A 14,570-nucleotide genomic window follows, 5' to 3' on the forward strand; every position below is an offset into this window, starting at 1 on the left:
ATGGAGAATGGTGCTTGGTATGTTTAGCATTCAATTTAAGACGTTTGCAGGTTTTGCTAGGAAATGCTTCTGCCAGTTCTCCGACAACCTGCTAGTGCATCTACGTAGACATATTAATATCAACTAATAAAAGATGAAACATCTCGTATTTTTACATAGCTATGTAGAAATACGAGATGTTTTATTTAATTTATTGATATCAGTATTAATTACAGATGCGAATAGAATAATTCATTGCTATTTAAATTAATTTTAAAATATTTAAAAGTTCAGTATTTCTGTGTATATATTATGACTTTAATTTGTGTATATTGAGGATAAGGAAAAGTTAGACAACTTCTACAGACCTTTCTTGATGTTGTTTAACTTGTCTCTACTAGCTTTAGCTGCTAAATAATCCAGATTTGTTCTTTTAATGACAGTAAAGAACCAATCGGGTAAAATCAAGCTGACTAAGTTTTGTGAAAACTCTTATTTAACCCAACAACAGTTTACATTTTATTCATTTATAGACGATCTAAATCAGTTTTTAACTGATTATTGCAGTAATAAAGCTGCTGTTACAAAATTTTTTAATTTATTCTGGATTGAGATAACAATGTTAATGATTTACAGTGGTGAGCGTGGTAGTGGCAGATAGAACGAGTGTGGAGTTCTCCCTCGACTGTTTGCAAAAATTTTCTCGTATTGCATATTCTCAAGAAAGTGACATTTCTCGTACTTAAGTCGGGAGATGAGTTTAAATCGCGGCAATGACTTCGCTAATGGCACAATTGAATGGGATGAGTTCGACTTGACGAGTACCCTCATTCCCATAAGTCAAGCTCACACTTAAATAGCTATTTGGATTGTAGGGCAATCGTTCTGCCCATTCTACTGCCACAATTCCTGGTATGACTTCAAGACCTTCCCAGTAACTTTCTAAATTTAGGGCTGCAACTTCTTGTGGTTCTAGGCGATATAAATCTAGGTGATAAAGGGGGAGGCGTCCTTCTGTATACTCATTAATCAGGGTGAAAGTGGGACTGACAATAGGTTCAGCGATTCCTAAACCCTTGCCAATACCTTGAACTAGGGTAGTTTTACCAGCACCTAAATCACCTTCTAGTAAAATTACGCTGCCAGGAGTTAGGGATTCACCCAGAGTAATACCTAAGCGTAGGGTCGCTTCTGTATTTGCAAGAAAAATTTTCATAATTAGTCATTAGTCATAGTCATTAGTCCTTTATTTAGACTAATGACTAATTTTCATTTTCCTTCATTTTCCTTCATTTTGAATTTTGAATTCCCCGTTCGCATAGCGTCTCCGCAGGAGAAGGGGCTGACCTCTACCGTACCACCGCAACAACACTTGTGCTAGTTTCTGCGGATTGTGACGGATAACACCCGTTTCATCTTCATACAAAACATTAGCTGGAACAATCCTTCGTCCTAGCTGAGTTACAGCTTCTCTATCCAGGAAAACGGGATGGGAGTTTTGTTCGGCGTAGCGGATGAGTGATTGCTCCGACGGGGATTTTTTGTGGATTAGTACAGCATCAAATAGCCGCCTTTCTCCACAAGCAGCATCAATTGCTCTGATATGATCTGCAACAGTGTAGCCTTCAGTTTCTCCTGGTTGAGTCATTATATTGCAGATATAAATACGGGGGGCATCTGTTTGAGCGATCGCATCGGCAATTTCTGGTACTAATAAATTAGGAATCAAGCTTGTATAAAGGCTACCTGGGCCAATAATAATGTAATCAGCTTCTTTAATTGCCTTAATCGCTGCTGGTACTGCCGGAGGATTAGCTGGAATGCAGCCAATTTTGACAATTTTACCACCAGCCTTGGGAATGCTAGACTCCCCATCAATCCTGCGACCATCAGCTAATTCTGCCCAGAGGCGAACATCACTGAGAGTTGCTGGTAGTACTTGTCCCCGTACCGCTAGCACTTTAGAACTGGCTGCAACTGCTTGTTCTAAATCTCCAGTAATATCGCTCATTGCCGTTAAAAACAAATTACCAAAACTGTGACCCGTTAACCCATCTCCAGCCCGAAAACGGTATTGAAACAATTCTGTTAATAACTTTTCTTCATCTGCTAGTGCAGCCAAACAATTGCGAATATCCCCTGGTGGTAACACTCCAAATTCTTGACGCAACCGCCCAGAAGATCCACCATCATCGGCGACAGTGACAATAGCAGTAATATTAGCGCTGTAGGTTTTTAATCCTCTCAACAACGTAGAAAGTCCCGTACCACCACCAATTACCACTATTCTCGGGCCTCGGTACAATCGATGATGTGCCAGTAAGACATCGATGAGTTCTTCTCCGCCTTCTGCTCTTAGTACCTTAGTAATTGAGCTGACAGTGCGAGTTTGCCCCCAAAGCACTAACAGCAAGCCGCCAAGCAGCACCAAAGGCCCACTAACATAGTTGGGTAAAATGTTGGTGATTACTCCCAGAAAATTCCTAAACAACTCGATCATCCAAAAAATTGGGGTGAGCTTAATCCAGATAGCTAACCCCAAACTCGCCAGCAGTACACCTCCAATACTGATCAACAGCCAACGTTTTACCGATAGTCCAGGGGATAACCATTTGAACCACTGGTTAACCCGATAGGAAGTACGAGAGCGCGACTGCTTTTGCAGGGCGTTGAGGGCTTGTCTGAGAAAACCAATTGACATACCTGATTTACAGCAGTGCTACAAACAATAATTAACAGAAAATTTACACCACTTGGTTTAAAACATTAGGCGTGAAACTATTATATTTGTCTATTCCATTAGACTAAGAGCAAGTGGTCAAGATTGCCAGTATTCCTAGTTAAACAATACCTTAGCTTGATAAAAGTGAATTTAATGGAAAAACGAATTTTAGGATTAGATCCAGGACTGGCAATTTTAGGATTTGGGGTAATTACCTGCACACAAACTCCTAATAAAGTCCAAGAGACTACAGTAAATATGCTGGATTTTGGGGTAATAAAAACCTCAGCAGATGTAGAAATGGGACTGCGCTTATGTACCTTGTTTGATGATTTACACACCGTGATGGAGGAATTTAAACCAGATTTGGTTGCGATCGAGAAACTATTCTTCTATCGAATGTCAAGTACAATCCTGGTTGCACAGGCGCGGGGTATAGTCATTTTAGTGTTGGGCCAGCGTCGTCTTCCTTATGTAGAGTTTACTCCTGCTCAAATTAAACAAGCTTTAACAGGGTATGGCAATGCCGATAAGTCGGAAGTGCAAGAAGCAGTGGCGCGGGAGTTGGATTTAGATGATATTCCTAAGCCAGATGATGCTGCTGATGCTTTAGCGGTGGCTCTGACGGCTTCTTATCAGCTGTAAATTTGTAAAAGGAGAATAAAGTTTTTCTCTAACTGTCACATGAGTACAAATACTTGAAACTTGCTTCATGTACAGAAAAACGAAACTTTTTACTGTCGCCTAAAGTATTGTCAATAATTTGTAAAAAGTTTTACTATCAAATGCAGCACTAATACTTAAAATAATTCTGCAATTAAAAAGAGGTATCTGCATGGAAATATGTAGATTGAGGGATGATTTTATGCTTGCACATAAATAAAATCTGTATATAGGGTGGGCGATCGCAGATTTTTAGCAGAGGGCTTTCTCAAAATTATTTGGTCATTGGCTTGAAAACCCTAGACAACGAACAAATAACAGCTAAAAGTTTCTCTAGTTTAACTTTTAGCCTGTAACTCCTAGTGATTTCTCACTTCCTCATCGGTGTCCCAGGTAGCAGAAAAACCACCTTCGCGATATTTTTTTCATTCTCCATAAATGACTTTAGTTGCTCTGCATCCAAATTATTATTTGGTCAAGTTCCACACACGATCGTTGAGAATATGCACAAAATAAGGTAGAAAAGTGACTTGAGCAAAATGTTCTATGCAACCTCACAGGTAATTGTTCTTAAGAGTCCTAATTTCTGACTTCATTTCAATAACTTAACTTTTATTAAGTAAAATATGATTAAGCAATCAATGATTATTATTTTAATGGGTGTATCAGGTTCTGGCAAAACCACTATAGGAAAACTGCTAGCAGAATCGTTAGAATGGGAGTTTAGTGATGCTGATGCTTTCCACTCGCCAGAGAATGTTGAGAAAATGCGGCGCGGTATTCCTCTGAGTGAAGCTGACAGAATACCTTGGTTACAAGATTTGCAAACAGCCATAAAACATTGGCTGCAAAATAATAAAAATGTAGTACTGGCGTGTTCTGCTTTAAAAGACAGCTATCGGCAATTTTTGGTATTGGATAGCGAACGCATCAAGCTAGTTTATCTTAAAGGGTCTTATGAGTTGATTAAAATGCGGTTGCAAGAGCGTAGCAATCATTACATGAGCGAAAAACTCCTCAACAGCCAGTTTGATACTCTTGAAGAACCATTAAATACCATATCTATAGATGTTGCACAACCACCCCAGGTTATTGTTCAAAATATTAAAACGGCTTTGAGAATTTAGATTCTTGCTTACAACCAGAAGATTAAGATTAATCACGTCTTTATAAAAACACGAACTTTTAGCAACCAAATTACATCAGATGTAAATTAAAGAAATTTTAAAAGCAACCACATAACTGGAGTGGTAGGAGAAAATAAGTGTTTCTCAGATTAGCGCAACAACATCAGGAATCAATACTGCTCGGTTAAGCGGAAAAAGCTTAAAATTCGTAGGTTGGGTTGAGGAACAAAACCCAACATTTCTGGGGCTTTGTTGGGTTTCACTTCGTTCAACCCAACCTACAAATATTCTTAACCGAGTAGTATTGCATTGGTAATGAACCTGCAAGCCTTGACAATTACCCTTGACGGGCGTGGCTATACTGCGTCTTGTTATACATGCGGTGACCAAATGCAGAGTGCTTCATTTATGGTTAGCCTAAGAGAAAAGCACCTGATTCGGTTTTTAGTGTCTGATTATGGAATTACTTAGATGGAGTTATGGGACGATCGCGAATTTATGAAGCTGGAGGGTGCAGAAGCCATAAGACATTTTACAAGAGTTGGCTAATATTGTCAAGTATTCTCATGCTATACAATTGACGAATTAAGCTGTTACGTATATAACTTGCATTATCAGGGCGGGCAGGATGCCCACCCCACAATCATCTTGAAAAAATATTAGTGCAAATTAAAGGCGCAACCGCTTAACACTCCTCTGAGTGAAATTGACAAAAATATTAACTTTCCACAGGTGTGTAGAACAAAAGATGAGCTTATATTCAGTAACAGCTATGCATATGTATGCATTAGCTGTATAAAAATTATCTATTTTTACTGAGAAGTCATCAAAATATTTAAGAATTAGCGATGCCTCCGGCGGGCTACGCCTACGCATAAGTCCTTTTTCTTAACTCAAGTTCACATTTGATCTACTTTGTCAATTGATTCCGATCGTTCAGAATACTTGAAACAGTGAATAATAAATAGGTATCCAAAAACGAAAAGAAACTTATTATCAAAGTATAAAACATCTGTGCAAATGTTCTGATGTTTATAGTCACTGGCTCGAATTTCTGACTCAACAGACATGATAAATGCTTCGTGTCTATTTCACTTTTTGACAATGGCGGCAATGGGGTGAGAATGAATTTTTTGGTATTTCTTCCCCCTATATCCAAAGAATTATTCTGATCGAGATATAACAAAACTATGTCTGGCAACTTAGTATAGCAAATAAGCGCACTTTACAGGCATATTTTAGTTGACTCTAAAAAGAAGACAAACTGATTTTTATTTATGGTAGTGGGCTTATTTTTCTACCCCTATAAGATAGAGTTAGAAGCAAATCTTTTCCTCCTATAGTATTAATTTCTTCAATTCGAGTTAATTTAAATATATATATTAAGTTTTTTTTAACACTGCACCTCGGCTGAAAATTACTTAATTTTCGCAAATGCTCTAGTGGTAAACTCTTTACCTACATAGAGATATAGTAGTTTTCTTGATTTTGTAAAGTTCGATAAACGTGGATCGTATTTGTAATAATGCAGGTTAAACTAAAATAATGTAAAAGGAAATACAAATTTCCAACTTTAATAACATCAGATTATACTATTGTAGTTAAAATCTGTTTTTAGCCCACGCACTCCCAAATGTAGTTTCACAAAAAAATGTGATTTTTTGACGTAGTGTAATGCTCATAGTTTTGCTTTAAAAAACAAAACATCTAATTCAGGGCAATTAATAGTAGCGCTAACTCAAATAATATCACTTTATAAGACATTTGAGAGTAATTGCAATTGCAACAAATAGGATATGACTAGGTTATATATGAAGTTTTTAGACCTAGTTAATATTGGAATGGCTTGGCAAATTTTAATTCTCTTGACCTCTTTCAAATTTAAATCCTTTGCTCAAAATAGATGAAGATGAAAAGAATTTCGCTCATAGCAGGCATATTAGGTTTTGCTATTGTTGGTTGCACAAATGGCGTTCAAAATGACAACACAGCTATTAATACTGGTACTAACACTGCAATCAATACTAGTGCAGAAACTAAAATTCCCAGTGGGAATAAAAAATTACGAGCGGTTGGCTTCACCGTTGGCGATCTAAGTAACCCTTTTTTCGTGGTTATGGGACAAGCAGTTGAGGCAGAAGCGAGGAGAATTGGCGGAAAAAATGTCACTGTTATTGTAGCTTCCAGTGCCTATGACCTCAACCAACAAGCCAATCAAATTGAAAATTTTACTGCTGCGAATGCTGATATCATTGTTTTGAATGCTGCTGATAAAAGGGGAATTAGACCAATAGTTGAAAACGCGAAACGAGCAGGTAGAATTGTTATTGCTGTAGACACAGGCGCCGAGGGAGGTGTGGATGCCACCATCACTACTAATAATGTCCAAGCTGGAGAAGTTAGTTGTAAATATATTGCTGACCGCCTCAAAGGTAAAGGCAATGTAGTAATAGTTAATGGGCCGCCGGTAGACTCGGTGATTCAGCGAGTTAGTGGCTGCGAGAATGTATTATCCAAATATCCCGATATCAAAATCCTTTCCAAAAACCAGAATGCAGAGGGTAGTAGGGATGGAGGACTCAGAGTTATGAGTGATTTACTCACAACCTTTCCCAAAATTGATGCTGTTTTTGCCATTAACGATCCGAGTGGACTTGGCGCACAACTAGCAGCAAACCAAGCACAACGTAAAGAATTCTTTATTGTCGGGGTTGATGGTGCGCCAGAAGCAATCACTGCGATCGCTGCTAAAAATAGTTTATATGCCGCAACTGCTACTCAAAATCCCCGAGGAATGGCCCAAAAAGCAGTTCAAGTTGGGAACGACATCTTAAATGGTAAAAGACCTAAGTCACCCACCATTCTGATTCCAGTTAAGTTGATCACAAAAAATAATGTCAGCACAGAAAAAGGCTGGTAAATAATAATAATTGTTAATTGTAAATTCACAATTATTTTTAATCTGAGTTGAGTCTTTTGGTGCATTGACAGACTTTTTGTACATATCCATGATGTATATATATTCATCTGCGAAAAGCTCTAATTTTTGGAAGACGGCTTTTATAAGTTTCCAAAATAATGGTCGGTTTTTAAAAGATGATTTTATGATGATTTTAATTTCACATCAAGTGTGAGTTTATTGATTGATAACTCACAATTGTAAATTTTCAATTCTTTTTAAACGTTCTGCTCATGACAACAACTATTGAAAACTCATTTTCTGATACACCAACCACCACTCCGGTATTAGAAATGCAGGGGATTACGAAACGGTTTCATGGTGTATCTGCACTTCAAAATGTCAATTTGACAATTTATCCGGGAGAAGTTCACGCCCTGATGGGTGAAAACGGAGCAGGTAAAAGCACATTGATGAAAATCTTAGCTGGTGCTTATATTGCTGATGAAGGGGAAATTCGCATCAATGGTCAACCCTTGAAAATTACCGATCCGGCCACAGCACGTAAGGCGGGTATTAATCTCATCTATCAAGAACTGAATGTTGCACCTAATTTAACCGTTACCGAAAATATGTTTATGGGTAGCGAGTTGCGGCGAGGTCAGCTTTTAGACCGCAAAGCTATGCAACTGGAAGCAGAGGAAGTGCTAGAAAGCCTTGGAGCCAATTTTACAGCGCAGACTGTGGTTGGTACTTTAGCGATCGCAGAACAGCAGCAAGTAGAAATTGCTAGGGCGTTGAAGGACAAAAGCCGCGTTTTGGTGATGGATGAGCCAACAGCAGCCCTGTCTGACCGCGAGAGTGAGCATTTATTTGAGGTAATTCGCAAACTGCGGCGTGACGGCATTGCCATTATCTACATCAGCCATCGGATGGAAGAAATCTATGCCCTAGCTGACCGGATTAGCGTACTGCGCGATGGTCAATATATTGGCAGTCTGACACGCAGTGAAATTTCTCCCCAACGATTGGTGCAGATGATGGTTGGTCGCTCCATGCAAGACTTTTACGAACATCAACGACAAATGCATCCCGGCCCAGTGGTGCTGGAAGTCAGAAATATGAGCGATGCGCGTAAGAAGATTGAGCCGGCTAGTTTTGAAGTTCATGCTGGAGAAATTGTCGGTTTAGCGGGGCTGGTTGGTGCAGGACGCACAGAACTATCCCGGCTGATTTTTGGTGCAGACCGCAAAGCCAGTGGTGAAGTATTCTTGAATGGCAAAAAACTGGAAATTAATACACCAAGTGATGCCATTGCGGCGGGAATTGGCTACGTCCCAGAAGACCGCAAAGATCAAGGTTTATTTCTGGAGATGAGCGCCCGCAAGAATATTGCCATCAACACACTCAAGCAGGATGCAAAGGCTGGAGTTGTTAACTGGGGTTCAGTTAATAGGCTGTCAACAGAGGCAGTGGAAAACTTTAATATCCGCCTAGCCAATTTGGAAATTAGAGCGCTGGATCTTTCTGGTGGGAATCAGCAGAAGCTACTGCTAGCGCGTTGGTTAGCCATTAAACCAAGAGTTTTGATGTTAGATGAGCCGACACGCGGCGTAGATATCGGTGCCAAAAGCGAAATTTACCAAATTATGAGCGAATTGGCAGCACAAGGTGTAGCTATTTTAATGGTTTCCAGCGAACTAGCGGAGATTGTTGGCATGAGCGATCGCGTCTTAGTGATGCGAGAAGGCAAGCTAGTAGGCGAACTCGACGGCAGTCTTGGTAAAGAAATTACCCAAGAAAAAATTATGCACTACGCAACTGGAGCATCGGAGGTATTAGAATCATGAGTCAGACAGTTAGACCGCCTGCCAATAAATTAGCCAACAATTCCGCATCCCGTAACCGGAAATCCATTAGCAGTCTCCTGGAAGTTGCAGGTATTCTGCCAATCCTAATAATTATCTGCATCTTATTTGCATTTCTTTCTCCCAACTTCCTTACAGCCGGTAACATCGTCAATGTCTTGCGTCAGGCATCAATCAATATTGTGCTGGCGACAGGAATGACCTTTGTGATTCTCACTGGAGGTATTGACCTTTCTGTTGGTTCAATATTGGGTGTTTCTGCCGTAGTTGCCTTAGTAGTCTCGCTACTGCCAGCTTTGAGTTGGGCAGCCGTGCCTGCTGCGTTGCTCGCAGGATTGCTTTTAGGCTTAGTCAACGGCGCTATTATCACCTTTTTGGATGTACCACCTTTTATTGTGACGTTGGGTTCACTTACAGCCTTGCGGGGTCTTGCCTTTTTAGTTGCCAAGGGGACAACGCTGATTAACCCAGACATCAATTTTGCTTGGGTGGGTAATACATATCTCGGCCCCATTCCTTGGCTAGTGATAATTGCGCTACTGGCTATAATCGCTAGCTGGTTTGTGCTGCGGCAAACTGTTTTAGGAGTGCAGATATATGCTGTCGGTGGTAACGAACGGGCAGCCAGATTAACTGGGATAAAAGTTAATCGTGTCTTATTATTCGTCTATGGTATTAGTGGATTACTGGCAGGTTTAGCAGGAATCATGAGTGCCAGCCGTCTTTATAGTGCTAGTGGCATCTTAGGTCAAGGTTATGAATTAGATGCGATCGCTGCTGTTATTCTAGGTGGAACCAGCTTCACAGGTGGTATTGGTACTATTGGCGGCACACTTCTAGGTGCATTAATCATTGCTATTCTCAACAACGGTTTAACCTTGTTGAACCTATCTTACTTCTGGCAACTAGTCGTCAAAGGGCTAGTAATTATTTTAGCAGTTGTGATTGACCGACTCCGCAGACGTTCCAGACGGTAAAGAATTTCTTTAGGAACTGGGCATTGGGCATTGAGAATAGGGGATGAGTCTTTGAACTCCATTAATGAGCCTTTGAACTCCATTAATGAGCCTCTGAACTCCATTAATGAGCCTCTGAACTCCATTAATGAGCCTTTGAACTCCATTAATGAGTCTTTGAACTCCATTAATGAGCCTTTGAACTCCATTAATGAGTCTTTGAACTCCGTTAACGTGAGTTCGGTAGATTCTGAATAACCCCTCTCCAAACCTCTCTCCGTTTCGGGGAGAGCCTTAAGAACCTAAACCTAATTTTTGCGTTGCTCCTCCCTCTCCGAAGCGGAAAGGGAGGCTGGGAGGGAGAGGTCTGTCGAATTCACGTTCCATTAATGGGTCTTTGGTTTCTACTCTCCTGCCCCCCATCCCCACTCCCCACTCCCCACTCCCCATATAAACTATGACCTCTACTACTACTCGTCGTAAATCCAACACATTTTATGTCATTTTGATTGCTGGTGCTGCTGCCCTCGGCGGCTTTCTGTTCGGTTTTGATACTGCTGTAATCAACGGCGCGGTTTTATCTCTAGCAAAAGCTTTTAATACCAGTAGTTGGGTAACAGGGCTGGCAGTGTCCCTAGCGTTGCTGGGATCTGCGGTAGGAGCCTTCTTTGCTGGACAGATTGCAGACCGTTATGGTCGAGTCAACGCAATGGTGGTCGCTTCAGTATTGTTTACTATCAGTGCCATTGGCTCTGGGCTTGCCTTCAGTATCTGGGATTTTATCTTTTGGCGGCTATTGGGTGGGATTGGAATCGGCGTTGCTAGTGTCATCGCGCCAGCTTACATCGCCGAATGTTCTCCTACCCATTTGCGGGGAAGGTTAGGATCTCTGCAACAATTAGCGATCGTAGTAGGAATTTTTGTGGCTTTATTGAGCGACTACTTTATCGCTGTGTCAGCTGGTTCCGCAGACTCGCCGTTTTTATTTGGGGTTGCAGCCTGGCGCTGGATGTTTTGGACAGCAGTTCCACCAGCAGTATTTTATGGGATGATCGCTTTCACAATTCCTGAATCTCCCCGTTACTTAGTTGCCAAAGGACGGGAGCCAGAAGCTGCTAACGTTCTGACCAAAATTTTGGGGGGCGACGTGCTGCCAAAAATTGAAGAAATTCGGCAGACAGTGCTTCGAGAACGCCAGCCTAAGTTTTCTGACCTTTTAAGCAGAAGTGGCGGACTCCTCCCCATCGTTTGGATAGGAATAGGCTTATCTGTATTACAGCAATTCGTTGGGATTAATGTAATTTTTTACTACAGCAGTGTTTTGTGGCGTGCAGTTGGGTTCTCAGAAAAAGATTCCCTAACGATCACAGTGATTACAGGAGCCGTCAACATTATTACAACACTGATTGCGATCGCCTTTGTAGATAAATTTGGTCGCAAGCCCTTGCTTATACTAGGGTCGATTGGCATGACCTTGACCTTGGGGACGATGGCTTATCTTTTTGGCAACGCTCCCCTAGATGCTGCTGGGAACCCCAATCTCACCGGAAGCGCCGGGACTATGGCTCTCATCGCAGCCAACCTCTATGTATTTTGCTTTGGTTTCTCCTGGGGGCCAGTGGTTTGGGTACTGTTGGGAGAAATGTTTAATAACAAAATTCGAGCGGCTGCACTTTCAATTGCTGCTGCAATGCAATGGGTTGCGAATTTCCTCATTTCCACAACATTTCCTCCCATACTGAAAAATTTCGGTCTAGGTTCTGCCTATGGACTCTATACAATTGCGGCAGCTATCTCATTCTTTTTCATTCTCTTTTTTATTAAAGAAACCAAAGGAATTGAGTTAGAAGATATGTAATTCGTATCTCTGTGTCTTTTGTGGGAAGCAGCTAGGCGTCATAATAATTCGTAATTTCTAATTCGTAATTATTACCCCAAAGGATTTATCCGGGGGCTTGAATAAAGTTGCTACGCATTTTCTCTTTCTTCATAACTGATATTGGGGCTTGTACCCTCAATGATTTAATTATTCGGTCAACGAACCGCAGAGGCGCAGAGAACGCAGAGAGAAGAAAGAGAAATTTTCACGAATGATTTAGGATTGCTATAAATTTGAAAAAAGAATGCGACAAATAGACCATTTGTAGAGACGCGATTCATCGCGTCTTTACCCAAGGATGTGTTGCAATCATCAATTTAAATAGTGTGGGCTGTTTTAAATATTGTTTAATTATAAATTAATAATCAATTATTCATGATATTGTTTTTATTAAACTAAAATCTCGGTTTTTAATATATATTTAACGTTAATTAGTTTATAAAATAAAAGCTTTTATTTGAGTGTAATCTTTTTATTTCCAAAGCCCTAAATAAACAATTATCAAGTAATAAGCCAATGCTAAAAATTATTTTTCATAGCTTTTTTATCTTATTTTTGGCAATTCCAGCAGTCTGGGCAGCACCTCCAGAAAATGATAGAAATTTGGAGGGACAAGTTAATTCTGTTTCCCAACTTTCCGATATCAAACCGAGCGATTGGGCATTCCAGGCACTGCAATCATTGGTGGAACGTTATGGCTGTATTGCAGGTTATCCTAACGCAACCTATCGCGGCGATCGCGCCTTGAGTCGTTATGAATTTGCAGCTGGTTTAAATGCCTGCTTAGACCGGGTGAATGAATTAATTGCTGCGGGTACTAATGATTTAGTTAAGAAAGAAGATTTGACAGTGTTGCAAAATTTGCAAACAGAGTTTGCGACAGAATTGGCAACTCTGCGTGGGCGGGTGAATACGCTAGAAGCACACACAGCAACTCTGGAGGAGCAGCAATTTTCTACTACTACCAAGCTGACTGCTCAAATTATTACCGCCGTTAGTGATACTTTTGGTAATAGGGTGGGTGGCGATCGCGATGATTCCCGTCCCTACTTTGCAAACCGGGGTCGTCTCAACTTAGAAAGTAGCTTTACCGGGAAAGATTTGTTGCGAGTCCGGCTAGAGTTTGGCAACTTTGCGAATTCTAATGGTACAAGCCAAATTGCCGCCGCCACAGGTACAGGAATGACCCGCCTAAACTTTGATTATGACAGCAACGATACACTTCTTGTCCCCCACATCCGTTACTACTTTCCAGTCAGTGATTCTCTTAACTTCGTTGTTGGGCCCACAGGCATTGGTTACACCGATATTTCAACCACCGTCACTCCCCCCACAATAGCTGACGACGGCAATGGGGTTCCCTCCCTTTTTGGATCATACAGTCCCTTATTCCGGCGAGGTGGCGGGGGCGGTGCCGCTAACTGGAACATTACCAAAGACTTAGTTCTCACCTTGGGCTATTTAGCAAGCACTCCCAATACGCCATCGGGAAGCAACGGGTTATTTGATGGTGGCTACAACGCCCTGGCTCACTTAGCCTATTATGGTGAGCAAGGAGCGATCGGTGTTGCCTACTCTCATGGCTATAGCCCTGCTGGAGTAGTCGATGTTGCAGCTGGGACGGGTAGCGCCCTGTCAAACGCTCCCTTCGGCAACAACATTGCTACTTCCAACGATATTGTCGGCGCACAGGGATTCTATCGCTTCTCCCCGAATTTCCAAATCCACGCTTGGGGTGGATATATTTGGGCAAATGCCAAGAGTTCTGGTTTGAGTGATATTTCCAATGGTAGGGGTGGAACAGATTCTCTATTTGTGAACAATGGTGACAATGCCAACGTCTGGTTTGGGGCGATCGGTATGTCGTTTCCCGATGTGGGGGGTGAGGGTAACTTGCCGGGAATTCTCTTTGGTATACCGCCGCGTGTTTCTAACAGTGATGTCCGTCAAGACCGAGACAACGCTTACCATATCGAAGCATTCTATCGCTACCGTTTGAACGATAACATCTCAGTGACTCCTGGTTTTTGGATGATTCTCAACCCGGAAAACGACAGCAGGAATGATACGCAGTATGTGGGTGTGATTCGCACAACCTTCGATTTTTAACCAAATGTCAATGGTTTGCTTGATTAAAGGAATAAGGTTTGTAGTAAGGACTTTAGTCCTGGAATTTTAAGCACTGAAGTGCTTACTACGAACTCATCAAGATTAATGGATAATTTAAATTTTTCCTTAATCTAGATAATGTTCGGCTATTTTGGTGGATTAGGGCGATCGCCGCCAGGAGGATGAGGAGGAACACCTAGTGCATCTTTTAACTGTTGTTCACTAACTCCTAACTTTGCTGCCGCCGCCTTCAAATCAGGTCGAGGTGGACGCTGATTGCGATCGCCTGGATTGGGAGGATTAGCAGGAACTCCCAATGCATTCTTTAACTGTTGTTCACTAACTCCTAGCTTTACCGCCGCCGCTTT

9 protein-coding genes and 2 pseudogenes are annotated in these 14,570 nt (G+C 41.3%); 8 read left to right on the plus strand and 3 right to left on the minus strand.

Going from position 1 to position 14,570, the window contains the following annotated elements; all coding sequences use genetic code 11:
• Nucleotides 1-739 precede the first annotated feature (739 nt).
• Both tsaE and V7K25_RS23630 read right to left on the minus strand, forming a co-directional pair.
• Complete coding sequence (gene tsaE / locus V7K25_RS23625) at nucleotides 740-1,195, minus strand: tRNA (adenosine(37)-N6)-threonylcarbamoyltransferase complex ATPase subunit type 1 TsaE (RefSeq protein ID WP_335161128.1); 456 nt, start codon at nucleotides 1,193-1,195, stop codon at nucleotides 740-742.
• 63 nt (nucleotides 1,196-1,258) lie between these two features.
• A complete protein-coding gene (locus V7K25_RS23630) occupies nucleotides 1,259-2,680 on the minus strand; it encodes a gluconeogenesis factor YvcK family protein (RefSeq protein ID WP_335161131.1) in 1,422 nt (473 codons plus the stop codon).
• A 174-nt stretch (nucleotides 2,681-2,854) separates the two neighbouring features.
• Here V7K25_RS23630 and ruvC point away from each other — a divergent pair, with 174 nt between their 5' ends.
• The 8 genes and pseudogenes from ruvC (at nucleotide 2,855) to V7K25_RS23670 (ending at nucleotide 14,202) form a co-directional block, all read left to right on the plus strand.
• Entirely contained in the window at nucleotides 2,855-3,346 is a 492-nt protein-coding gene (gene ruvC / locus V7K25_RS23635) for a crossover junction endodeoxyribonuclease RuvC (RefSeq protein WP_335161133.1), read from the plus strand.
• Between the two features lie 659 nt (nucleotides 3,347-4,005).
• Complete coding sequence (locus V7K25_RS23640; protein ID WP_335161145.1) at nucleotides 4,006-4,491, plus strand: gluconokinase; 486 nt, start codon at nucleotides 4,006-4,008, stop codon at nucleotides 4,489-4,491.
• 315 nt (nucleotides 4,492-4,806) lie between these two features.
• Nucleotides 4,807-5,080, plus strand: a pseudogene (locus V7K25_RS23645) (DUF1815 family protein).
• Nucleotides 5,081-6,400: 1,320 nt separating this feature from the next.
• On the plus strand, nucleotides 6,401-7,411 hold the full coding sequence (locus tag V7K25_RS23650) for an ABC transporter substrate-binding protein (protein ID WP_335161135.1): 1,011 nt from the start codon (nucleotides 6,401-6,403) through the stop codon (nucleotides 7,409-7,411).
• 272 nt (nucleotides 7,412-7,683) lie between these two features.
• The gene (locus tag V7K25_RS23655) at nucleotides 7,684-9,240 is read left to right on the plus strand and encodes a sugar ABC transporter ATP-binding protein (protein WP_335161137.1); all 1,557 of its coding nucleotides are present in this window, start codon (nucleotides 7,684-7,686) and stop codon (nucleotides 9,238-9,240) included.
• A complete protein-coding gene (locus V7K25_RS23660; protein ID WP_335161139.1) occupies nucleotides 9,237-10,235 on the plus strand; it encodes an ABC transporter permease subunit in 999 nt (332 codons plus the stop codon). The genes V7K25_RS23655 and V7K25_RS23660 overlap by 4 nt, the downstream gene beginning before the upstream one ends.
• Nucleotides 10,236-10,671: 436 nt before the next feature.
• Nucleotides 10,672-12,072 carry a sugar porter family MFS transporter gene (locus tag V7K25_RS23665; RefSeq protein WP_335161141.1) on the plus strand — a complete coding sequence of 467 codons (1,401 nt, stop codon included), beginning with the start codon at nucleotides 10,672-10,674 and terminating at the stop codon, nucleotides 12,070-12,072.
• A gap of 537 nt (nucleotides 12,073-12,609) precedes the next feature.
• The gene (locus V7K25_RS23670) at nucleotides 12,610-14,202 is read left to right on the plus strand and encodes an iron uptake porin (protein ID WP_335161143.1); all 1,593 of its coding nucleotides are present in this window, start codon (nucleotides 12,610-12,612) and stop codon (nucleotides 14,200-14,202) included.
• Nucleotides 14,203-14,348: 146 nt separating this feature from the next.
• Here the strand turns inward: V7K25_RS23670 and V7K25_RS23675 are convergent.
• Nucleotides 14,349-14,570, minus strand: a pseudogene (locus tag V7K25_RS23675) (hypothetical protein); the annotation flags it as partial.

This window comes from Nostoc sp., assembly GCF_036919495.1.
Taxonomy (GTDB): domain Bacteria; phylum Cyanobacteriota; class Cyanobacteriia; order Cyanobacteriales; family Nostocaceae; genus Nostoc.